The sequence below is a fragment of the Psychromonas hadalis ATCC BAA-638 genome (genome assembly GCF_000420245.1).
Taxonomy (GTDB): domain Bacteria; phylum Pseudomonadota; class Gammaproteobacteria; order Enterobacterales; family Psychromonadaceae; genus Psychromonas; species Psychromonas hadalis.
The window spans coordinates 1-23,796 of record NZ_ATUO01000050.1; the positions used below are offsets into that span (position 1 = coordinate 1).

General features: G+C 39.7%; 20 protein-coding genes. 6 read left to right on the forward strand and 14 right to left on the reverse strand.

The annotated features are described in order from the left end of the window. Positions 1–372: 372 nt before the first annotated feature. The 3 genes from G322_RS0108070 to leuC form a co-directional block, all read right to left on the reverse strand. Positions 373–1,902: an alpha-isopropylmalate synthase regulatory domain-containing protein gene (locus G322_RS0108070; protein ID WP_022941292.1), complete on the reverse strand. Its 1,530-nt coding sequence runs from the start codon at positions 1,900–1,902 to the stop codon at positions 373–375. A 334-nt stretch (positions 1,903–2,236) separates the two neighbouring features. Then, positions 2,237–2,857, reverse strand: a complete 621-nt coding sequence (gene leuD, locus G322_RS0108075) for a 3-isopropylmalate dehydratase small subunit (protein WP_022941293.1) — start codon at positions 2,855–2,857, stop codon at positions 2,237–2,239. A gap of 10 nt (positions 2,858–2,867) precedes the next feature. Then, positions 2,868–4,265 carry a 3-isopropylmalate dehydratase large subunit gene (gene leuC / locus G322_RS0108080; protein WP_022941294.1) on the reverse strand — a complete coding sequence of 466 codons (1,398 nt, stop codon included), beginning with the start codon at positions 4,263–4,265 and terminating at the stop codon, positions 2,868–2,870. Positions 4,266–4,605: 340 nt separating this feature from the next. On the opposite strand from leuC, the gene rnd reads away from it, so the two are divergent. Next, positions 4,606–5,715 carry a ribonuclease D gene (gene rnd / locus G322_RS0108085; RefSeq protein WP_022941295.1) on the forward strand — a complete coding sequence of 370 codons (1,110 nt, stop codon included), beginning with the start codon at positions 4,606–4,608 and terminating at the stop codon, positions 5,713–5,715. Positions 5,716–6,094: 379 nt separating this feature from the next. Then, positions 6,095–7,444 (forward strand): AmpG family muropeptide MFS transporter, encoded by a 1,350-nt coding sequence (locus G322_RS0108090; RefSeq protein ID WP_022941296.1) that lies wholly within the window; start codon positions 6,095–6,097, stop codon positions 7,442–7,444. A gap of 5 nt (positions 7,445–7,449) precedes the next feature. On the opposite strand, the gene G322_RS0108095 is transcribed toward G322_RS0108090, so the two are convergent. From G322_RS0108095 to pomA, 6 genes are all read right to left on the reverse strand, one after another. Next, positions 7,450–9,975 carry an EAL domain-containing protein gene (locus G322_RS0108095; protein WP_022941297.1) on the reverse strand — a complete coding sequence of 842 codons (2,526 nt, stop codon included), beginning with the start codon at positions 9,973–9,975 and terminating at the stop codon, positions 7,450–7,452. A gap of 75 nt (positions 9,976–10,050) precedes the next feature. Beyond that, on the reverse strand, positions 10,051–12,174 hold the full coding sequence (locus G322_RS20225) for an MltF family protein (protein WP_022941298.1): 2,124 nt from the start codon (positions 12,172–12,174) through the stop codon (positions 10,051–10,053). A gap of 65 nt (positions 12,175–12,239) precedes the next feature. Further along, entirely contained in the window at positions 12,240–13,091 is an 852-nt protein-coding gene (locus tag G322_RS0108105; protein WP_022941299.1) for a PA4780 family RIO1-like protein kinase, read from the reverse strand. A gap of 61 nt (positions 13,092–13,152) precedes the next feature. After that, entirely contained in the window at positions 13,153–13,881 is a 729-nt protein-coding gene (locus tag G322_RS0108110) for a copper homeostasis protein CutC (protein ID WP_022941300.1), read from the reverse strand. An 80-nt stretch (positions 13,882–13,961) separates the two neighbouring features. Then, the gene (locus tag G322_RS0108115; RefSeq protein ID WP_028866512.1) at positions 13,962–14,972 is read right to left on the reverse strand and encodes a flagellar motor protein MotB; all 1,011 of its coding nucleotides are present in this window, start codon (positions 14,970–14,972) and stop codon (positions 13,962–13,964) included. Next, positions 14,969–15,745, reverse strand: a complete 777-nt coding sequence (gene pomA / locus G322_RS0108120; RefSeq protein ID WP_022941302.1) for a flagellar motor protein PomA — start codon at positions 15,743–15,745, stop codon at positions 14,969–14,971. Before pomA ends, G322_RS0108115 begins: the two co-directional genes overlap by 4 nt. A gap of 204 nt (positions 15,746–15,949) precedes the next feature. Here pomA and xseB point away from each other — a divergent pair, with 204 nt between their 5' ends. The 3 genes from xseB to dxs are packed head-to-tail and all read left to right on the forward strand — an operon-like array spanning position 15,950 to position 18,974. Then, positions 15,950–16,189 carry an exodeoxyribonuclease VII small subunit gene (gene xseB / locus G322_RS0108125; RefSeq protein ID WP_022941303.1) on the forward strand — a complete coding sequence of 80 codons (240 nt, stop codon included), beginning with the start codon at positions 15,950–15,952 and terminating at the stop codon, positions 16,187–16,189. After that, on the forward strand, positions 16,186–17,076 hold the full coding sequence (ispA, locus tag G322_RS0108130) for a (2E,6E)-farnesyl diphosphate synthase (RefSeq protein ID WP_022941304.1): 891 nt from the start codon (positions 16,186–16,188) through the stop codon (positions 17,074–17,076). The genes xseB and ispA overlap by 4 nt, the downstream gene beginning before the upstream one ends. Before the next feature lie 35 nt (positions 17,077–17,111). Next, positions 17,112–18,974 (forward strand): 1-deoxy-D-xylulose-5-phosphate synthase, encoded by a 1,863-nt coding sequence (gene dxs / locus G322_RS0108135; RefSeq protein ID WP_022941305.1) that lies wholly within the window; start codon positions 17,112–17,114, stop codon positions 18,972–18,974. Here the strand turns inward: dxs and G322_RS0108140 are convergent. The 5 genes from G322_RS0108140 to G322_RS0108160 are packed head-to-tail and all read right to left on the reverse strand — an operon-like array spanning position 18,952 to position 23,197. Next, positions 18,952–20,475 carry an ABC transporter substrate-binding protein gene (locus tag G322_RS0108140; protein WP_022941306.1) on the reverse strand — a complete coding sequence of 508 codons (1,524 nt, stop codon included), beginning with the start codon at positions 20,473–20,475 and terminating at the stop codon, positions 18,952–18,954. The genes dxs and G322_RS0108140 overlap by 23 nt on opposite strands. A gap of 4 nt (positions 20,476–20,479) precedes the next feature. After that, complete coding sequence (locus tag G322_RS0108145; protein ID WP_022941307.1) at positions 20,480–20,962, reverse strand: phosphatidylglycerophosphatase A family protein; 483 nt, start codon at positions 20,960–20,962, stop codon at positions 20,480–20,482. A gap of 10 nt (positions 20,963–20,972) precedes the next feature. After that, positions 20,973–21,947: a thiamine-phosphate kinase gene (gene thiL, locus G322_RS0108150; RefSeq protein WP_022941308.1), complete on the reverse strand. Its 975-nt coding sequence runs from the start codon at positions 21,945–21,947 to the stop codon at positions 20,973–20,975. Beyond that, positions 21,944–22,849, reverse strand: coding sequence for a 23S rRNA pseudouridine(2604) synthase RluF (rluF, locus tag G322_RS0108155; RefSeq protein WP_022941309.1), 906 nt, complete (start codon positions 22,847–22,849; stop codon positions 21,944–21,946). The genes thiL and rluF overlap by 4 nt, the downstream gene beginning before the upstream one ends. 51 nt (positions 22,850–22,900) lie before the next feature. After that, positions 22,901–23,197, reverse strand: a complete 297-nt coding sequence (locus G322_RS0108160; protein WP_022941310.1) for a hypothetical protein — start codon at positions 23,195–23,197, stop codon at positions 22,901–22,903. 444 nt (positions 23,198–23,641) lie between these two features. Here G322_RS0108160 and tnpA point away from each other — a divergent pair. Further along, on the forward strand, positions 23,642–23,796 hold a 155-nt coding region (gene tnpA, locus G322_RS24785; protein WP_022941311.1), incomplete at its 3' end, for an IS66 family insertion sequence element accessory protein TnpA.

The following is a 23,796-nucleotide window of genomic DNA, read 5'->3' on the forward strand; positions in this document are numbered from 1 at the left end:
TTTTTTCTTTAATACTTTACCTGATTCATTCATCCAAATTAAATGGAAAGCTGACTTTGCGATATCTAACCCGATTGTTATAGTATTCATGTGACCCTCTCTATTTTGCTGTATATAGAATGTTTAACACTACTATATTGGCTCATTTGAAGCCGTAAGTGGAGTGGAGAGGGTCCATACCATTAATCAGCCTAAGTAACTGATCGTTTTTACTGGTTTAAATGACTAATATCTGCGTTGCATTCAATCGCAATAGCTGGCTATTACTTAATCATGCGCCTTGACCTTAGTCATTTACCCTACGTAAAACCGGATCATTATATTAAGCGGAATGGTATTATTTAGCGCTAGAGAATATCTAGCGCTAAATAATTAAGCTTTGTGCATTTTCAGGTTGATCATACGAATAGTCGCGCCAATACCCGCCAATACTTGGTTAGCATTTATGCCGCGTGTGGTGAACTGCTCACCATTATCCAGCCACGTTACCGTACATTCGGTTAATGCATTGGTTTTACCACCCGGTGGAATACGCAGTTGATAATCGATAAGCTCAGGGAAGATAAAGCCCTGTTTATCTAATACTTTTTTCATCGCCCCAATAAAGGCATCAAAACCACCATTACCACTGCCACTGGTTTTGTAAATCTCATCATTCACACGTACACGAATACTCACCGTTGATTCAAGCTCAAGTCCTGAGTTAATCGAGCAATTGAGCAGTTCAACATAGTTATAATCATTACGCTCTAACAGATCCGCAATAATAAATGGCAGATCATCGGCACTAATGGTGGCTTTTTGATCCCCTAAACGCACAATACGTGCGAGTAGTTTTTTCTGTTGCTCACTATCAAGGTCAATATCCATCGCCTCTAAATTTTTAGCCAATGAGGCTTTTCCGCTCATTTTACCCAGCGCATAACTGCGTGAGCGCGCAAAACGCTCCGGCGTTAATGCCGAGATATACAGACCCCCTTTTTTATCACCATCGGCATGAATACCACTGGTTTGGGTAAATACATCTGCACCCACTATCGGGGTGTTATCAGCGCAACGTTTGCCTGAAAAACTTTCCACCAGCTGGCTCAGTGTGTGGATCTCTTTTTCGTCAATATTAACGGCAATATTTAATTTGTCTTGTAATACCACCGCAACTTCAGCCAGTGAGGCATTACCGGCACGCTCACCTAAACAGTTCATGGTACAGTGAATCGATGAAACCCCTGCTTTAACAGCAGACATCGCATTAGCCGTGGCAAGACCGTAATCATTGTGGGCGTGAAAATCAAATTTAAGTGTTGGAAAACGGCGGATCATTTCACTTAAACCGTTAAATACTTCATCCGGTGACATAACACCTAACGTATCGGGTAGCATAAAGTGGTTAATGCCTGAATCTTGCAGTTTTGTCACCATCTCAAACACATATTCAGGGCTATCTTGGTAACCGTTTGACCAATCTTCCAGATAGATATTAACACTTAACCCCTGTGCTTGTGCATACTCAATGGTCTGTTTTACGTCAATAAGGTGTTCATCTAATGTTTTACGCAGTTGTTCGCTACAATGCTTTAAACTGCCTTTGGTGAGTAGATTTAATACCTTACCGCCCGCTTCAACAATCCAATCGACACTGCGCGTATGATCCACAAAACCTAATACTTCAATACGGTTTATTAAGCCTTCGATAGTTGCCCACTCATTAAGTTGCGCAACTGCGTGTTTTTCACCTTCAGAAACACGCGCAGAAGCGACCTCAATCCGATCAACTTTTAATTTTTGTAATAATGCTTTAGCAATACTTACTTTTTCAGCGGGTGAAAAAGAGACACCTTGTGTTTGTTCACCATCACGTAGGGTGGTATCCATTAATTCAACGATTAATACCTGCTCAGTCATTGTGTTGCTCCATTCATGTTTTGCTAAAAACTTATTGCACTGTTTTTGGGCGAAGTTAATACCAATTCTATTAAATTTTTGATCTTTTTTTGGACGTGAGAGCGAATTGAACGTTAGTTCCGTTTTATGAACGGGTAAGCTCTGCGAACCCTTTTTTTAGTCTCGCCCTTACTATTAGCGCAGCTAAAGTTGCACGTCCTAATAATTAATATGATCAGTTAATTGCTAAAAGGGTATAAATTCAAAACGCCAAATACAGTGCGATAAATTCTATTGATAAAAAAGGCGCAACAGATGCGCCTTCAATAATATTTAACGGTTTAGGCTAATGCCCTTAAGCATTAGTCCATAACCAAGGTAATTTCTTTTTGTTTGCTTCTTCAAACTCAGTGATTTTATCAACATATTTTAGTGTCCATGCGATATCATCTAAACCATCAAGCAGTGATTCTTTGCGGAACGCATCAACATCAAAGTTAATAATAAGACCTGCTGGAGTGGTTACTTTTTGGTTTGCTAAATCAACGGTAAACTCAACCCCTTCATTGCCTGCAATCTCTTTCATCAATGCACTTAATTCATCCGCGGTGACAATGATCGGTAAGATTGCATTTTTGAAACAGTTACTGTAAAAAATATCAGCAAAACTAGTTGAGATAATGGCATTAAAACCGTAATCCGCAATTGCCCACGGCGCATGCTCACGTGATGAGCCACAACCAAAGTTTTCGCCAGCGACTAAAATTTTAGCGCCTTGAAAAGCGGGTTTATTGAGTTCAAAGTCAGGGTTTGGTGTAATGTCATCAGCAAGGTAACGCCAGTTGTGGAATAAGTTAATCCCAAAACCAGTACGTTCCACTTTTTTCATGAAGTTTTTAGGGATAATTTGATCCGTATCCACGTTACTACGATCCATTAACGCTGCGATACTTGTATGTTTAATATATGGTTGCATTATCTAATTCCTATTTCCAATCACGAATATCAACGAAGTGGCCTGCAATTGAAGCAGCACCTGCCATCGCAGGAGAAACAAGGTGTGTACGACCCCCTTTACCTTGACGACCTTCAAAGTTACGGTTTGACGTAGAAGCACTACGTTGGCCATCTTCTAGCTCATCGCCATTCATTGCAAGACACATTGAACAACCCGGATCACGCCATTCCCAACCCGCTTCAATAAAGATTTTATCTAACCCCTCTTTTTCAGCCTGAAGTTTAACGGGGAATGAACCCGGTACTGCGATAGCTTGTACGCCACTTGCAACTTTTTTGCCTTTGATGATATCAGCGGTTGCGCGGAAATCTTCAATACGACCATTAGTACAAGAGCCAACAAAAACGATATCAATATTGATATCTGTAATTTTTTGACCCGCTTCAATGCCCATGTATTTAAGTGCATTGGCACACGCTTCTGCTTTTACTTTATTTTCAAAATCAGAAGGTGAAGGTACAACACTGGTCACTGAAACCACTTGCTCAGGCGATGTACCCCAAGAAACTTGTGGTGCAATATCTTCCGCTTTCAAAGTAATTGTTTCATCAAACTCAGCGCCGTCATCAGAAGCGATAGATTTCCAATAAGTAACAGCATCATCCCAATGCTCAGCTTTGGGTGCAAACTCTCGCCCCTTTAAGTAATCAAACGTGACTTGGTCTGGTGCAATCAAACCTGCACGTGCGCCCGCTTCAATCGCCATGTTACAAAGGGTCATACGCGCTTCCATGGAAAGGTCGGTAATGGTATTACCAGCAAACTCCATGACAAAACCGGTACCGCCAGCAGTTCCCGTTACGGCAATAATTGCTAATGCGATATCTTTTGCTGTCGAATAGTCAGGTAGTTTACCTTCCACTTTAACCAACATGGTTTTTGCTTTTTTCTGTTGCAATGTTTGTGTTGCCATCACGTGTTCAACTTCACTGGTACCGATACCAAATGCTAACGCACCAAATGCACCGTGTGTTGCTGTGTGGCTATCACCACAAACAACAACCATACCTGGGTGAACAAAACCATGCTCAGGCACGATGATATGAATAACACCATTTTGGTCACTGTCCATACCAAACAAGTTGATCTCGTTTTCATCACAGTTAGCGGTCATTGTTTCAACTTGTTTTTTAGCAATAGCATCTACAATGTTGTAACGATCTTTAGTAGGAACACAGTGATCAATCGTACCTAAAATCGAGTGAACATTACGCACGCCACGTTTGTTCATGCGTAGGCCTTCAAAAGCTTGTGGGCTTGTTACTTCGTGCATTAGGTGTCTGTCAACAAATAGAAGTGGCGATCCTGATTCTGGCTCATGAACTAAATTCGCGTCCCAGATTTTTTCATACATAGTTTTAGTCATTGTTTTCCTTACCATGCTAGTTGCATTTAACTTATTGCTAGACAATCCATTGCCAATGATAGAAACTAACTAATAATCACTATCAAATAGGCTTATGTAGGATTTTCAAAAGATGATATTCTAATTGAAAGGGGCCAATCTCACAAGATAGCGCGTGAAAAATCACCTTTATTGCATAATTATTTACATTCAAGACTCACCACAACGGCATTTACACCCCCTTATTTTGTCAAATTGTTATTTATTTACGCATCATTGCGGATAAAAGCATAATATAAATGGATGATTATTTATTAATTCCGTAATATTAACGCTTACTTATCTATTTTTTGGAGCAGCAATGCAATTTGAGATGATCACCACACAGACACAATTGCATGATTTTCTTGCAACGCTCGATAATAGCCCTCTTTGCCTTGATACTGAATTTGTGCGTACTCGTACCTATGTGGCTCGTTTAGGTTTATTACAACTCTCTCAAAATGGTAAAATCACCCTAATTGATCCCATCGAAGTGCCCGATTTAACCCCTTTTTGGCAGGCTCTCGATAACAAAGCGTGTATCTTACATGCGAGCAGTGAAGATTTAGAGATCATTCGCCAACATAAAGGCGACTTAAACTTTACCCTTTTTGATACGCAAATTGCCTGTTCCTTTTTAAATTTAGGCGCATCACTTGGTTATGCAAAAATGGTGGAAACCTTGCAGGGTGTGATTGTTGATAAAGGCGAATCACGCACCGATTGGTGCAAACGCCCTCTGAGTGAAAAGCAGGTTAACTACGCGGCAGCCGATGTACTGCATCTCACTCCCTGCTTAGATAAATTAAAAGCACAGTTAGTCGAGAAAAAGATGTATGAATTTTTCCAACAAGAGTGCCAAACCACACTGGATCTTAAAATGAAAAAACAAGATCCTGAGAAAGCCTATAAGTCACTCAACAACCTGTTTAAACTTGATAGACAAGGTGTGGCGGTCATTCAAAAACTAGCAAAATGGCGCTTACAAACGGCACAAGCGCGCGATTTGGCCCTTAATTTTGTGGTTAAGGCCGACCACCTCTGGTTGTTAGCACACTACCGCCCGACTTCAATGGAAGATCTACGTCGCCTGAGCTTAGCGCCTAATGAGATACGCATTCATGGAAAAGCTATTTTAGCCATTATTGATGCGGTTAACGATCAAGATGCTAAAACGTATCCTCCTTTAGTTTCTCGCTTGGTAGACTTCCCCGCTTATAAGAAAACCTTAAAAGCGATGCGTGAAGTGATTCAACAATGTGCTGAAAAACATCAACTACCTGTTGAACTGATCGCCTCAAAACGTGTCATTAATGAGTACTTAAGTTGGTCATGGAAATTAGATGATGAACAACGTAAAATAGCAGATAAACCAAAACTGTTAACGGGTTGGCGTTTTGAGTTGGTTGGATTTCAGTTTAAACACTGATTTTTACATCTCTAAAACGTTATACCCATCGAGATAAATGGCGGTTCAACCTTGCTGGTTTAAAATAACCGGCAATAAATTAATAACGAATAGTAATTTTACATCGAGGCAGGGGTTCACTCCTGCTTTGATTTTGTCAATAACAAAGCACAAGGCTAACGCCTTGACTCTTGTACGCAAATCTAAAAAGCAAATAGGCTGCGATGCTTCGTCTTGGCAACCAAGCAGGACTGAAAAAGGCTTCACAGAGCTTACCAGCTCATGAAACTGAACTGACGTTCAATTCGCTCTTACGCCCAAGTGTTGCTTTAGTTAAGATTAAGAATATTGTGTGTAATAGTCAGGGCTAATGCATTGTCTTCATTAGGGTTTTATTCAGATGCCACAAACGTTATCTTGGTTACAAAGCGGTAAAATCTATCTTGAAAAACGGGTCGCTATTCTGTTTTTTCTTGGTTTCTCGGCTGGGTTGCCCATTCTGCTCGTTTTTTCTACGCTCTCTTTTTGGTTACGTGAAGCGGGTGTGAGTCGTGCCAGTATCGGATTTTTTAGTTGGATAGCTTTGGCTTACGCCTTTAAATGGATCTGGTCACCTTTTGTTGACCGGTTATCAATTCCTATTTTAACCAATTGGTTAGGTCGCAGACGTAGTTGGTTACTACTTTCTCAAATAGCCATTGTATTATCGTTGATTGGCATGGCAATGAGCGATCCTAAAGCCAACCTGACCCTGTTTGCCATCTGTGCCTTAATCGTTGCCTACAGCTCTGCAACACAAGATATTGTTATTGATGCTTATCGTATTGAATCAGCTCCCGAAAAATATCAAGCGGCCATGGCTGCTTCTTATATGACAGGTTATCGTTTAGCGATGATCATGGCAGGTGCTGGGTCGCTCGCTATCGCGGCTTGGGCAAGTCCCAGTGATGCATATCAGCTCAGTGCTTGGTCACTCTCCTATTTTGTAATGGCAGGTTGTATGGCGGTGGGCATTATCACCACCTTTGTCTGCCATGAGCCAGATTACCAAGATAAACAAACCGACAAACAGAAGCAGATTGAAAGTGATCTCAAACATCAACATCTGCCCCGTTTTGTTGCTCGTTTTTTAGCATGGCTTGATATCGCCGTTGTCGCGCCCTTTAGTGACTTTTTTCAACGTTACGGAAAACATGCACTACTGATTTTATTATTAATCGGTACTTACCGTATCTCCGATATTGTGATGGGCATTATGGCGAATCCCTTTTATGTGGACATGGGTTATACCAAAGGTGAAGTGGCTGCTATTTCTAAAGTATTTGGGGTAATAATGACGCTGCTCGGAGCAGGCTTAGGCGGTATTTTATTAACCCGTTATAGCACCTATTCAATCCTCTTTTTAGGTGCGTTTTTAGTGGTTATTACTAATCTTATCTTTGCAGTACTGGCATTTGTCGGTAAAGATTTAGTGCTATTAACGGTCATTATCTCTATGGATAATATCAGTGCAGGTATTGCCACCACCGCCTTTATTACCTATATCTCTAAACTCACTAATATTGAATTTTCAGCCACACAATACGCACTGTTTAGCTCGATGATGTTGCTCTTTCCTAAATTTATTGCAGGATTTTCAGGGGTTTATGTGGATGGTTTTGGCTACGTAAACTTCTTTATCAGTTCTGCCTTGATCGGTGTGCCTGTATTGGGGTTAATAATTATGCTTAAAAAGGTAATAGAAGAATAACGGAGCTACTTACTACGATCGTCTAACCACAGTAAATATTTATCAAAAGAGAGTGGTTTGCTGTAATAATAACCTTGGCCAATATCACAACCACTCTCTATCAGTTTTTTCTCTATAGCAGCCGATTCAACGCCTTCGCCAACCACCTTTAAATTTAGGTTTTTTGCCATATCGATGGTGGTTTTTACGATGGTCAAATTACGTTCGGAGCGGTCTAAGTCTAAAATAAAGGCTTTATCTATTTTTAGTTCATCAAATTTAAGCTGGGAAATATAAGTTAACGAGGAATAGCCTGATCCATAATCATCGATAGAAAGCTTAATACCCAATTTATTCAATGCGGCCATTAGTCCGCTTAACGCTTTAAAATCAGAGACCATCACCGACTCCGTCAGTTCAAAAATAATGCTATTGGGTACAATACCTGACTGTTGTATTTTCTCTTTTACATAACCCAAAAAACCAGGCAGAGAGATATCTTTGCCACTAATATTGATAGACACTTTATGATCAATGTGATGATGAGCATGCAAACGTTGCAATTGTTGAAAGGCACAATTAATCACCCAGCGTGTTAACTCATTAATCAACCCAGTGTCCTCAGCAATACCGACAAAAAGCTCTGGTGAAATAAAACCATGATCAGGATGGTTCCAACGCAATAAGACTTCTGAACCATAGACCTTACCTGTTTTGAGATCTATTTGTGGTTGATGGTAAAGATGTAATTGATTCTCTCTAATCGCACTTTGCAAGTCACAAGCAAGGCTAAGATGTTCCTTAATGTTTAATACTTCTAAATCATGATAATAGTGCAGGTGATCATCACTCTCTTTATTTTGATTAATCGCTAGCAACGCATGTTGAATAAGTTCACTTGCACTCTTTTTATTTGCACTTTCAACACTAAAACAGATGCCTATTTTAGTGTTGAGATCCACCAATAATCCATTAAGTTGTAACTCTCTTACAATCAAACTCTGTAATTGGTTTAAGAAGAGACTCAGAAAATCTCTATCTGTCGTCTCAAAAGTAAAGGCTAATTTTCCATCAATGGCTTTGGCAATTTTAAAATCTCTATTTTGAACATGAGAAATACGCTTAATTAGCGATTGTGCTGCAAGCAAGGGGCTTATGTCTTTAATAATTTGAAACTCTAATTTTTGTAACTCTTGTTGCGCCATATATGGCACCAGAGCATGGTAATTTTCAATCTCAATCAAGCACACTGCAAACTCTTTTTTTGCTTCTAATAGTTGCGTAACATGACGCTCTAATAATATCGAATTAGGTAAGCCACTGCTTAGCTCATGGGTGGCGTTATAGATAGTTTGCTCTCTTTGAAAGCGCATTCTGTCAGCCAATGCCATCGCCATCAACACCACTTCCATTAATACCCCGATCATAAATGCATGATGGGACAAAAAGCTATACTCTATTTTTCCCGTTAAGACTAATGGCTGGATTGCAGAGCCGATTAATAGCGGGATCCAAGAGTAAACATATATCCTTCCCCAGCGTAATCCAAAATACATTTTATTAAAGAGCAAAATAAAACAGGTCAGATAAAAGAAAGGCATTAACATAAAAAGAAGGGGCGCGCCGCGATATTCAGGCAACCATAAACTGACCAAAAAGAGCAGTGATAGCAATGTAATTATCAGCATTGCTAATTTATAGTACCACTGTTTTTCTATTTGAAATTTTAGAAAATAGACCAGAAAAAGCAGTGTAAATATAGCCACCAAACAGTTCAACGCAATCACTTGGTGATTGAAAATAAGTTGTAAATTATCAGGATAAAGATAAAAACCATAACCTAAGACGACGCCCATTAAGGTAAGGCTAAAGAGGATATAACCAATATAGATAAGATAAACGGTGTCTTTAACCGCAAAATAGAGTACTAAATTGTACAGTGCAATAATAATAGAGACACCAATAAATATCCCCCAAAGTAGATGTACCTGTTGCACTAGTATTATAAAATCGTTGTGTTGATATATATGAATCGGCGTACTAGCGATACCTGTTGTGTTAATACGCACATAAAGAGTGGTGTCACTACGTGCGCTAATTTCAAAATTAAAATGGGGGATAATACGTTGTTTAAGTGCTAAATTTTCTTGATGGTCTCCTAATTGGCTCTGTTTAAAAACAGTGCCATCTCTGTCCACTTGGAAAATAGAGAGATTATCTAACATGGCGTTATCAAAGTGACTCACCAGTGATACCTCCTTATCTCTGCGATTTTCTATCTCTATTTTTAACCAATAAGTATGTTGCTGGAAACTCCATGGGATATCTTTTATCTGTACGGGGATAAATATGTCATTACCCTGCTGTATCTTTTTAAAAGATTGATCAGTAGATGTAATAAAATAGCTACTTTGTAGCGTAAAATCACTGTTGTTGGTAATATTTTTATCAGTGGGATCACCAATATTAGTGACAAAAAAAGAGATAATTGAAAAGATGATAAGCAACAAAATAGGTGCTGATATTCTCTTTTGAAAAGATGCTAATGACATGGCTTCTCTTATTCAGCGACAGGTGCTATTTAGCATAGCACCAACGCTCAATTTTGCGCTTAAACGTACAGATTATCACTCCTCTTTAAATATATTTTCATAAGTATCAAAACGGCGCTTAATTTCACGAATATAGGTCACAGGCTCTTGCCCACGCACATAACCATAACGTGCTTTAGCAGCGTATTTGGGTTGTGCTAAGAGCAACATCGCTTTTTCAACATTATCGAACCAAATATCATTGCGCCAGCCCTTCTGTTTGGCAAGGCGTATCGCATCACGCACATGCCCTGCTCCCGCATTATATGAGGCGAGCGTAAACCAGATAAGTTGATCCGGTTGCACTTCATTTTTCATCATGCGCTCACGCACCCAATTCATATAACGGATCCCCGCTTTTATCCCCTGCTCAGGAATGTGTACATCTACAATACCCAACTCTTTAGCAGTACGAGGCATCACTTGAAATAACCCTTTTGCACCCGCCATCGATGTAGCTTTAGGATTAAAACGACTCTCTTGATGCATCTGTGCGACTAACAAGTGCCAATCAAAATTATATTTTTGAGCATATATTTTTACGATATCATCATAGGGGGATAAAATACCGGAATTTTTTAACGCCTTAAATCCAGAATAATGCATTTTTAAACGGCGTTTATCTTTGAAGTACTTATTATAAATTACATTATAAAAGAGCCCTTTATAATGTTTTTTAATAAAATCATCTACTTTGCCAAGTAGTTCATTATTCCCTGATTTGACTGCCCAACTCTGCGCTTTAGGCTCACCGATCGACATCAATGAATGAATATCATCACTGAAGGTCATCTCAATATCAACAATGTGGCTATCGGCAATGGTGAATTGATATTTTTCTTGGCCAACATAAGCAATGATAGATTCTGTTTCCTGCTCTTCCGGGGCTGCAATCAGCTCAAGTTCCGTCGCTTGCTGTTGTAAAGTAAGCGCAGTTTGCCAATAGGAGCTTGACGGGCGAATATGCACTTCACCTTTACCTAATTCAGAGGGTGAGGATATTTCCGGAAAACTTCGATGAGCGATTAACAACTCAGAAGCGTAGTGGTAAGGTCGAGAAAAACTGATCCCTTTCGCTTTACGCTCATCTGTTGGTGTTAAAAAACCCAGTGCAATATCTGCTTTATCTTCAATAATATAATCGATCAGTGAAATATTATCAGGGGCAACAATAATCTCATAACGCAGTTTATGCTCTGTTGCAAAACGTTTGGCTAATTCATAATGAAAACCTAACAGCTCACCACGCCAAATATAATAGGAAGAAAGATTATTACGCAGCACAAAGCGTACCGTTTTAGTGCGCTTGATATTTTTCCACTGGCTTTTAATTGAGCTTTTACCTTTAACGGTGAGGGTTTGCGTCTTTAGAAAAATATTGAGCTGTTTAAGGAGGTGTTTATTATCAGGTGATACCGCCCAAGCAATGTCGTGTTTTACGCTGGCTTGTAGGCTTTTCTTTAGATCATCACGATAATCAAGTGCTGATTGAATGAGATTATTGTCTTGAATAGTCAGATCATATTCACCACTGGCTAAACCGTCATAGATCAGCTCATTACTGATATTGTTATCAATATAACGGATTTTTAATTTAGGATAAGTTTTTTGCAAAAAAAATGCACTAATCTCGTAGCTTTTTCCTTTTTGAAGAATAACCTCACGACCATTTAACGCATGGCCATTTTTAAGTGCTTTACTGTTTTTACCCATCAACAGGTATTCATTGGTTTGAATAAATGGGTCGCTAAAGTTCACCCTTTTTTTACGCTGAGCAGTGACCGTTAAATTAGCGGAGATAACATCTCCCTCACCCGCTAATAATTTAGGGATAAGATCGGAAAATTTATTAACTTTAATATTTTTAAACTGTAACTGATGTAATTCAGCAAACTCTTTTAGGTAAATAAGTTCTAAGTCTTGAGGATGCCCTGAACGAGGAAGATAGGTTTGTGCGCCAGACCATGTTAATACTCGTAAAGTGTTAAGCGCACTATTTTTTTGTTGCGATTTTTCCAGTGTGATTTCATCGTTAATATTAAGCAGTGGTTTATGAATACTGTCCGAAAAGAACAACATTAAATACACAGCGAGGCTCACGATCGTGATAACCACTAAAATGGTCAATAAGATCCATTTCTTACTTAAAAAAACTTGCATTACATTCCTTTGTATAATTTATCACTTAAACTTCATCCCCCAGTTTCGAGGGGATAGAGTAGTGACTACACTTCAAACTCAATGAGTCGTTGTTGATTTTCTTCATGCTCAGTGCGGGCGGCTTCAATTTCATCCATAATATCACCAACGTCAGTCACTGTTTTATCCTCGATAAATTTACCAGTTAATATCGTTTCCGCAGTGAGTTCTCCCATTTCATACAATGCCCAGATCTCTTTGGCATATTGTGTTTTCTCAAGCTCAGGAGCAAACTGAGAAAAATAGCTGGTCATATTATTTACATCACGCAGTAACATACTTTTGGCATTATTATTGGCGGCAGCATCAACCGCTTGTGGTAGGTCAATAATCACCGGCCCCCATTCATCAACTAACACATTAAACTCAGAAAGATCACCATGGACAATGCCGACGGTGAGCATACGCACAATATGTTGCATAATATCAAGATGATCTTCGACCGCTTGCTCAGGTGACATGGAAACATCATTCAACCGCGGCGCGGCAAAACCCTCTTCATCGGTAATGAGATCCATTAATAATACGCCACCAAAACAACCATGAGGCTGTGGTACACGCACGCCAGCATCTGCCAATTTATAAAGCGCTTCAACTTCTGCATGTTGCCAAACATCTTCTTGTTGCTTACGACCGAATTTGGAGCCTTTTTCCATTGCCCGAGCGCGGCGACCATTACGTACTTTTCGTCCCTCATTGTATAAAACGGCTTGTTTAAAACTACGTTTACTGGCTTCTTTATATACTTTTGCACAACGGATATGCTCGCCACATTGCACTACGTAAACAGTTGCTTCTTTACCGCTCATCAACTGACGTAATACTTTGTCAACTAAGCCATCATCGACTAAGGGTTGTATTCTTTTGGGTATTTTCATATTCACTTTTTAGTTGCTAAAGATTATTCGAGGCAGATTATACTTTTTAGTAACCTATTAATCAAAAACCTTGTAAAGACTGTTTAATTGCGTCAATTTTTTTGCCATCGGTGACATTCATTTTTAAAAATTCAGGCAAGTAACCACAGTTTACCACTGCTTTCATATGACTAGCACGACTCACTTTACCAGACAGGTGCACCTCTTGTACCCCTGTATTTTTAACAATTCGAGCCACATTATTGGCATTGATGCCCGCACCCGCCATTATCGATAATCGTCCATTACTCTGTGTGACCATCTTTTTAAGATTATCAATACCAAGATCTGCACTGCTTGCAAGGCCTGAGGTTAAAATACGTTCACAACCTGCTGCTAAAATAGTTTCCATGGCGAGTTCAATATCTTCACAACAATCAATCGCACGGTGGAAAGTAACCGCGAGTCCTTTACTTGCTTGCATTAAACTCTTTAACGCATCACTGTCTATCTGAGCTTGTTGATTCAAAAGCCCAAAAACAACACCCTGAACACCCAATGTGCGTACACTATGGATCTCAGTTAACATCATCTCAATCTCATCACTGGAATATAAGAAGTCTCCATCTCGTGGCCTAATCATGGCATAAACAGGGATCTCTGCATGTTTCATTACTTGAGTAATTAAACCTAACGAGGGGGTTACCCCCCCTAATGCAAGTGAACTGCATAGCTCAATACGCCCAGCACCCGCTCTTTGTGCTGTCAATAGGGATTCCATATTATCGATACATACTTCAATATTAATCATAAAATACTCATTACTTAAAAACAGAAAAACCATCTAACGATTTACACGTAAGATGGTTTAAAATGGGACTTCTATTTATTTTACTTTGCTGTCACACCGATCTCTTCACTTTCTGACGCTTCTCCCTGCATGATCATAATTTCAACACGTCGGTTTCGTCGCCGGTCAGATTTGGTTTTATTATTGGTTAATGGTTTGCTATTCGCATAACCCACAACCACTAATTTTTTATCTCTAATATGACGTACTTTAAGCATCTCATGCGCAACCGAAACAGCACGTTGCGCAGAAAGATCCCAATTAGAGCGATATAACTCCGAGTGTACTTTTTCATTGTCTGTATGGCCAGAGATAGTAATGACGCCAGGCACATCCACTAATATTCTCGCTATTTTACGTATAACTGGGCGAAAACGTGGTTGTAGAAATGCTGAGCCTGAAGGAAATGCCCCTTTTTCTCGAACACGAATAATCAGCTGTTGACCTAGCGCTTCAATCTCAATCGCTCCATCTTCTATCTCTTCACGTAGCTCCTTTGCTATTTTTTTAGCGAGGCCATGTTGCGCAGAAACCCCTGGAGCAGGATTAAAATCTTCTAACTGTGAATCTTGAGATTCACTCTGCTTCTCTTGTGTTGGCGCTTCCTCTTTTTGCCCCTCAGCATCCGATTCCGCTTGAGACTCTGCACTGCTTTGAGTCTCCTCTTCTTGTGGAGAAGCTATTTTACGCACTTTCACATTCTCTTGACCACCAACACGACTTGCATCGCCATCCTGAAAATCAAGCTTTGCTTTGGTCATCTCAATAGTCTGTTGCATGATAACTTCAATTGGAGTTGGATCGGGCTTGCCAGGGGTAAACTCTTGTGCGATCACAGAAGTACCTTTAGGAATATCTTTTACCTCTAACATCGACTGCACACCAAATGCGTATTTCATTGAACCTGCAATTTGCTTAAACTTTAAAACATCCATCTCTGAAAATGACAGCAGTAATACAAAAAAACACATCAGCAATGACATAAGATCCGCAAACGTTCCCATCCATGCGGGCAGTCCTTCAGGCGGACATTTACACTCCTCTTCCATTATTTGTCACCACCCTCATCGGTGGTATTAATTTCACGTTTAGATTCAGGTAGATAGTTGCGTAAGACTCCCTCAATAACACGTGGATTTTGACCATCTTGAATACCCAGAACTGCATCTAAAATAAGACTACGGTTTAATTTTTCCTCTAATGCGCGTAATTTTAATTTGTCTGAAACAGGCAGTGCCATCATGTTAGCAATGATTGCACCATATAAAGTGGTCAATAGCGCGACAGCCATAGCAGGACCAATCGACTTGGGATCATCCATATTGGAAAGCATTGCAACTAATCCAACTAAGGTACCAATCATGCCCATTGCAGGTGCGACATCACCAATCTGTTTAAAAATCTCGGCGCCCATCTCGTGTCGTCCAGCAGTTAAACGAATATCCTTTTCAAGGGTGGCGCGCACCACATCCGCATCGTGGCCATCCACGAGCATATCCACCCCTTTTTGCATAAAAGCGTTACTAATTTCAGCTTCCTCTAATGCGAGAAAACCACCTTTACGGGCTGCATCTGCCATCTCAACCGATTTTGCGATTAACTCTTCAGGTGAGTCTGATTTAAACATAAAAGCTTTCATTGCAATTTTAAAGGCACCAATAAATTGCCCCATATTGTATTTCATCATCACCACACAAGCAGTCCCACCAACCACAATCAGCACGGACACTAAATCAATAAACATATCAATGGTGCCACCAAGTAACATTGCCATAATAACAAAACCAAATGCACCGATAATCCCAATTAGGGTTGCTAAATCCACAAATTATTCCTTTAATTAAAACAAGTTAAACTGAATGAGGTGATTATAGCTTTATCTTGGAAGTTTGCAGTGAATCATTCAATTAAAAAAATAGTTTGCACAAGCAGATCACTGTTTATAAATAATTTACCCTTTGCTATTTGACTTATAATGGATGCAAGGTAACCTTGTGGAAAATTCTAGAGAGTATTTAGAGAGTAAAAAATGGCCGTTAAAAAACCTGAAAATATGCTTTACGAAGAAGCAATTTGTGAATTAGAAAAAATAGTTTCCCACTTAGAAACGGGAGAGTTACCACTAGAAGATGCATTAAAACAATTTGAACGTGGTATATCACTTGCCCGCAGTAATAGTCAAAAACTACAAAAAGCACAGCAAAAAGTAGCTATCTTGATGCAAAATGATACCCACTCTTCACTTCAAGAATTTAATGAATCGGTATGACACAACTTTTAGAGAATATTACACGCTATCAGCAACGCGTTAATCAACAATTAAGCCAGCACCTTAAAAGTACAGCACCAACTTCCCAAAAGTTAACTGATGCGATGACTTACGGTGCGCTACTCGGCGGTAAACGTGTGCGCCCTTTTCTGGTCTATGCGGTTGGCGAAATGTTAGGCTCTCCAATTGAGAAATTAGATCCACTTGCTTGCGCCATTGAATGTATACACGCTTATTCACTTATTCATGATGACTTACCGGCAATGGATGACGATGCGCTACGCCGCGGTCAAAAAACCTGCCATGTGGCGTTTGATGAAGCGACGGCTATTTTAGCTGGTGATGCGTTGCAAACCTTAGCCTTTGATATTATTTCAACGCCCATCGAAGGTGTCAGTGCAAAAACACAGCTAAAAATAGTTAACATGCTTGCCAAAGCATCTGGTGAAAGTGGCATGTGTGGGGGACAGGCTTTAGACTTAGAGGCGGAAAATAAGCAAATAACCCTTAAAAGCTTGGAAAAGATACACAGTGCAAAAACAGGCGCATTAATAGAGGTTGCAGTTGCATTAGGCGCATCAAGTGATGAAACATTAGCCCCTGAGCATCAACAACAATTACAACTATTCTCGCATGCTATCGGTCTCGCTTTTCAAGTGCAAGATGATATTTTAGATATCATCAGTGATACCAAAACACTCGGTAAACCACAGGGCTCTGATGTCGCACACCATAAATCGACCTACCCCGCACTGCTCGGTTTAGAGCAGGCGATCGCAAAAGCACAATCTCTTTGCCAAGAAGCACTTCATGCTTTGGCACAATTGCCTTATAATACCCAGTTACTTGAATCGTTTGCCTTGTATATTATAAAACGAGATAGATAACTTCCCTTTTCCCTTGATAAGCGCGACTGAATATTATGCCTTTAGATCTGAAAAATTACCCGTTACTTACTAATATAAATTACCCAGAAGATCTGCGTTTATTAAAAAAAGAACAACTGCCCGCCTTTTGTGATGAATTACGTCAGTTTTTATTAACCAGCGTCAGTCAAACCAGTGGCCACCTTGCTTCAGGCTTAGGTGTGGTTGAACTCACAGTTGCTTTACATTACGTTTATCATACCCCTTTTGATCACCTTATTTTTGATGTCGGTCACCAAGCCTATCCGCATAAAATATTAACCGGCCGCCGTGACAAAATGCACAGCATCCGTACTTTTAAGGGTTTACATCCTTTTCCTTGGCGTGAAGAGAGTGAATATGATGTACTCAGTGTGGGTCATTCATCCACTTCAATTGGGGCGGCACTGGGCATGGCAATTGCAGCAGAAAAAGAGCAAAAAGGGCGAAAAGTCGTTGCCGTCATTGGTGATGGTGCCATTACCGCAGGCATGGCGTTTGAAGCGATGAATCATGCGGGTGCCTTACATAACGATATGCTTGTTGTGCTTAATGATAATGAGATGTCGATTTCTGAAAATGTAGGCGCATTAAACAATCACCTTGCCAAAATTTTATCGGGTGATCTTTATACGCAACTACGTGAAGGCAGTAAAAAAGTACTTTCGAATATCCCCCCGATTAAAGAGTTTGCAAAACGTACAGAAGAACACCTCAAAGGAATGGTCTCACCTTCTACCATTTTTGAAGAGTTTGGCTTTAACTATATTGGCCCTGTTGATGGTCATCATGTTATCGATTTAGTGGATACACTGCGTAATATGCGTAGCCATTCAGGCCCACAATTTTTGCATATTATGACCAAAAAAGGCAAAGGTTATAAGCAAGCAGAACTCGATCCTATTCGTTACCATGCGGTGCCTAAATTCACCCCAGATCAAGAACTACCAAAAGCGCCCCCTAGCTCGCAAACTTTCTCACAAGTGTTTGGTGAGTGGCTCAATGATATGGCAGATGTTGATGACAAATTAACCGCTATCACCCCCGCTATGCGTGAAGGCTCTGGCATGGTTGAGTTTTCAAAACGCCATCCCGATAAATATTATGATGTGGCCATTGCCGAGCAACATGCGGTAACACTGGCGGCAGGCATGTCGATTTCAGGTCTACATCCAGTCGTTGCTATCTATTCTAGTTTTTTACAACGCGCTTATGATCAGCTTATTCATGATGTTGCCATTCAAAAGCAAGGGGTTTTATTTGCTATCGACCGAGCAGGCATTGTCGGTGCTGATGGTCCAACACATCAAGGCGCTTATGATCTGAGCTTCTTGCGTTGCGTGCCGAATATGGTTGTGATGACGCCATCTGATGAGCAAGAGTGTCGCGACATGCTCTACACGGGGCATATGTTAGATAAACCTGCAGCAGTACGTTACCCGCGCGGTACAGGCACCGGTCTTACCCTTGATAAAAAGATGAAAGCGTTAGTAATAGGAAAAGCCAACACCGTTCGCCAAGGTGAAAAATTGGCTATCCTCTGTTTTGGTACGCTGTTACAAGCGGCGATTCCTGTGGCAGAAAAATTGAATGCCACCCTTATCGATATGCGTTTTGTAAAACCACTCGATAAAGCACTATTAACCAAACTTGCATTAACACACACGCAATTTGTCACCATAGAAGAAAACAGTATTGCTGGTGGGGCAGGCTCTGCGGTCAATGAGTACTTTATGGCACAAAAGATCAATCGCAGTATATTAAACTTAGGTTTACCTGATGAGTTTGTAGAGCAAGGCTCTCAACAGGAGATATATCAACTATTGCAACTCGATAGCACAGGTATTGAACAACAGATCACTCACTACTTTGCTGAGTAGGTGCTAACAGATGCCAATAAGGGATAGCGTTAGTAGAGAAAATCCCTTCTAGTTCAAACTGTTTATCCGTTGCCCAAATATCATTTTTAGAAAACAGAGGGATAATACGATCTGAACGCTGATACTGCTCAAACAGTAACACTTTATCTGCCTGTGTTAACTTTCCTTTCTGCTCTTTAAAGAGAGGTTGTATATACGAAGAGAGCAGACTATTCGTAAAAATATCTTGGTAAATGTTTTCTGGCACCATCAAGGGAGAGTGCCAAGTAGATAATAAAAAATCATATTCTGATTGCAGAGCATGCCACTGTTTAGCCGTATTAACTTGCTGCACGGTTAGTTGTAAGCCCACTTTTTTTAACATATTTATTAACGCAAAGATGACCTCTGGTATATAACCCGTCTCATCGGTCATCACCAGCAACGAGAGTTGCTCTGGCACTTCTATTTCCTTTATAAGGTATTTTGCACGTTTGGTATTATATACTGGCACTTGAGTTACGGATGTTGCGATAGATGGTACTTTAAAAACACTGTTAACTGCCCCAGTACCTTTAAGAATATGCTTTAACATCCCCTGTTGATTAATCGCTAAGTGGATTGCATTACGCGCAGTTTCTCTGCCAAACTGATCACTCTTTTTTTCATTAATCGTTAAAAACAGTGTATTTAGTGGCGCTGTTTGATAGATTTTTTTAGAGTCTAAAAAATGTACGGAGTTAATGTTCTTATTAGAGATAGCTTCGCTAATATCAACATCACCTGCTAACAGCGCATATAAACGTGAATCAATCGATTTTATCTTTACAAAGTTTAAATGTTTAAACATCGGCTGATTTTGCCAATAGCTAATATTTGTTTCTACACGCAGATTTACCCCAGCATAAAAAGAGGCAACTCGATAAGGACCCGTTCCTGAAAGAGGCAAGGTTTTGATAGGAGGATGAAGCGCTGTTTGCGCACTATTCTGATTAATTTTATTTTTTTTATAATAGGCGCTATCAAGAATAAAAATATGAGTAAGGTAATCTAGTAGTTGCTCTTGTGTCAATTTTGTTTGAATATCAAACTGGTAACGATTAACGCGTTTTATCTTTATGTTATGTTGCAGTTTTTGTCGTAAGTATTTACTCTTTAATGCATGATTGAATGACCAGATCACATCATTACTGGTCAATAAATTACCTGAATGAAACATTATTTTCTTTTTTAACGTAAAACGAATTTTATCTTTTTTTACTGTTTTTAACTTTGCTAATAATCGATATTCTATCTTTTTATCTTGCCCCCAACGTACTAAGGGGTCAAAAAAAAGATGACTATACTGAGCATCTAATGAAACAGACCCATAGGGAGATAACGAAGTGGGGATATCAGTAACCGCTATTTTTACCACGATATTATTACTAAGTTGACTCTCAATAATAGAGGCTTGCGCGTTTACCGATACCAGCAATACGATTAACAGCGCAGTTTTAAAATAACTAAAAAGAGAGTTCATTCGCTTAACCGAAAAAATGTATCAAGGTTTGTAAGCAAATCGCAGCAAAGATCCCTGCGACAATATCATCAATCATAATACCGAAACCACCCTGCATTTTCTTATCTAACCAACTAATTGGCCATGGTTTTAAAATATCAAAAAATCGAAATAATATAAACCCAACAACCGCCCATTGCAGGCTAAAAGGCACCGTTACCATGGTTATCCAGTAGCCAACAAACTCATCCCATACGATTGCTTTATGATCATGCACACCCATATCACGACTGGTCACATGGCAAAACCAAAAACCTAATAAGCTGGTCACAATTAATATGATTATATAACTTTCAAGCGATAAAAAAGAGAGCAAATAATAGAGAGGCACCGCGGCTAACGTGCCAAATGTACCCGGCGCTTTACTCGCTAAACCACTGCCAAAACCGACAGCTGCTAAATGGAGTGGATTACTTAATTTAAGCCCTTTTAAGTCTTCACGTTTCATCTATTTTCCATTATTTAAAGTGATCCCAGCCAGCAAGGTGAAGTGATACCAAGTGACCATTTTCAGTAAGTTGAAGCTTAACGTCAGTGACAGCACGAATCTCCCCAATAACAGTAATGGGTGTCGTATTTTTTTGTAAACAGAATTGTTGATAATTTTTCCTATTGAGCGTAAATAACAGCTCATAATCATCCCCTCCCGTGAGTGCGTATTGCACCGCTTCTTTGGCTGAAATTGTTTTACTTGCAATTTCAGCCTGTAGTGCGCTTGATAAAGGTAATTTTTCTATCTCGATAATCGCACTGCAATTTGATGCCGTTAAAATATGTTGCAAGTCTTGAATCAGACCATCGGAAATATCAATACAACTCGAAGCATACGCTGTTAATGATAACCCTAATTCATTACGCGGTTCGGTTAGCTCTAAGGCATCAATAAACGCTTTACTGTTGCTTAAGGAGAGTTGATTTAATTTACAAGCAAGACCCACCGCACCATCACCTAATAGACCTGAAACACAAATCAAATCACCCACTTGAGCGCCACTACGAAGCAGTGCTTTATGGCGCTTTACAATGCCTTTCGCAGAAACAGTAATAGAAAGAGGCCCTTTAGTGGTATCTCCACCAACAAGCGTTACATTATATCGCCTTGCTAACGCGAAAAAACCTCGTGAAAACTCACTTAACCATTGCTCATCAACAGTGGGTAATGTAATTGCCAATGAGACCCATTTAGGCAACGCACCCATGGCAGCAAGATCACTCAAATTAACCGCCAGTGATTTGTAACCAAGACGATAGGGATCAACATCATCAAAGAAATGAATACCCGCGACAAGGCTGTCGGTAGTAACGGCTAATTGGTAACCATCAGGAATATCAAGAATGGCACAATCATCACCAATGCCAATAACAACGTCAGTGTTCTTCTTATTTTCTACCTTAAAATAGCGTTTAATAAGATCAAACTCACTTAAACTCATTTGCGTTTTAACGTTAAGGTACGCTTTCCGGTTTTAGCCTTATTGTTCACTGTCTTGCTATTTTTATTAACAATAATTCTTTTATATTTATTAGTAGAGCCACTTCCATAGGGGCTTTTGTGTTCTTTTTTAGCCGTGCCACCCTGTTTTGGTAAAGCCGTATCAACCGCTGTTTTTGAAGAGCCCGATACTGCTTGGTTAATTTCACTCATCTCTTGTGTCGTTAAATTACGCCACTGTCCCGCTTTTAGGTTATCAAGCGTTACCTTCATAATACGAGTACGTTTAAGCTGCATTACTTCATAACCTAAAAATTCACACATACGGCGAATTTGGCGGTTAAGCCCCTGAGTTAGGATGATAGAGAAAACAAAACGGCTTTGAACTTTAACAATACAGGGTTTAGTAATGGTATCTAAGATAGGTACACCACGTTGCATACGCTCAACAAAACGCTCGCTAAGCGGTTTATCGACGGTGACCAGATACTCTTTATCGTGGGCATTTTCAGCACGAAGAATTTTGTTAACAATGTCTCCGTCACTGGTTAAAAAGATAAGCCCCTCTGAGGGTTTATCTAAACGGCCAATGGGGAAGATTCGTTTCTTGTGGCGAATCGCATCAATAATATTACCACGGACATCACGTTCGGTAGTACAGGTGATACCAATCGGTTTGTTATAAACGATATAAACACGATCAGATTTATTCTGCTCAACGGCATTGATGCGTTGTCCATCAACAACAACATTGTCACCTACTTGTACTTTTGTACCTAGTTCAGGCACTACACCATTAATTTTCACACGACGCTGTTCAATTAACTTATCCGCATGTCGGCGAGAGCAGAACCCAGAGTCACTGATATACTTATTAAGACGTTTTTCGTTACTTGTATCCACACTGTATTCCTATTGGGCATTTATGCAAATGGCATTATACCCAACTCCCTACTATGCGCTCCTATTTTTTTCAATTCGCCACAAAATCACCTTACAACTTGTACAAGCGTGGTAAAACTTTGTTTTATGAATATTCTCTTTCTCAGAGTTTAATGGCCGTTCAACGGTTTCTGTATTTCCACAATACTGGCAACACAACTCACCCTGCTCATTTTTTGTTTTTTTTACTTTTTGATATTCAGGTAATGTGGGCAGAGTCTCCCAATCACTTTTATCTGCAGGTCTGTTTTTTATCAGCACAAAATAGAGCACTGCCATAATGACAGCTAAAATCATATATTCGACCATGGGTTTCCTTGTAAGTGCACTCAATAGAGTAACTATCCTACCTTTATCTTTAAAAAATAGCTTGATTAACAATAAATTTTAGGAGGAAAAAGTCTCGTAGCAACACAAGACTTCCTTTTTGAATAACGGCACAGATTTGTGCAGTTATTCACGATGTAAAAAACCAGCTATTGAGCGGGCTCCTTTAATACCGTGCCCGGAGCGAGACTTGAACTCGCACGCCATTAATGTTGCACAGATTTAGAAGTTATTTTAGACACAAAAAAACCAACTAATATGTTGGCTTTTTGTTTTAATGTGGTGCCCGGAGCGAGACTTGAACTCGCACGCCATTAATGTTGCACAGGTTTGTGCAGTTATTTTGTAAGCGTCAGGGCAACCACACCTTCATCTAATTTCTGATCTCAGTTATGTTATTTTCAAGTCAAATAAAAGGAAATAACAATGAAAATAACGCGCAACGAAACACAATGGCAGACCCTAGTAAAAAATCAACAAACCAGTGGGTTAACTATTTCAGATTACTGTCAACAACATCACTTATCAACGTCTAGCTTCTACACTTTCAAGAAAAAACTAGGCCTAACATCCAACAGCTT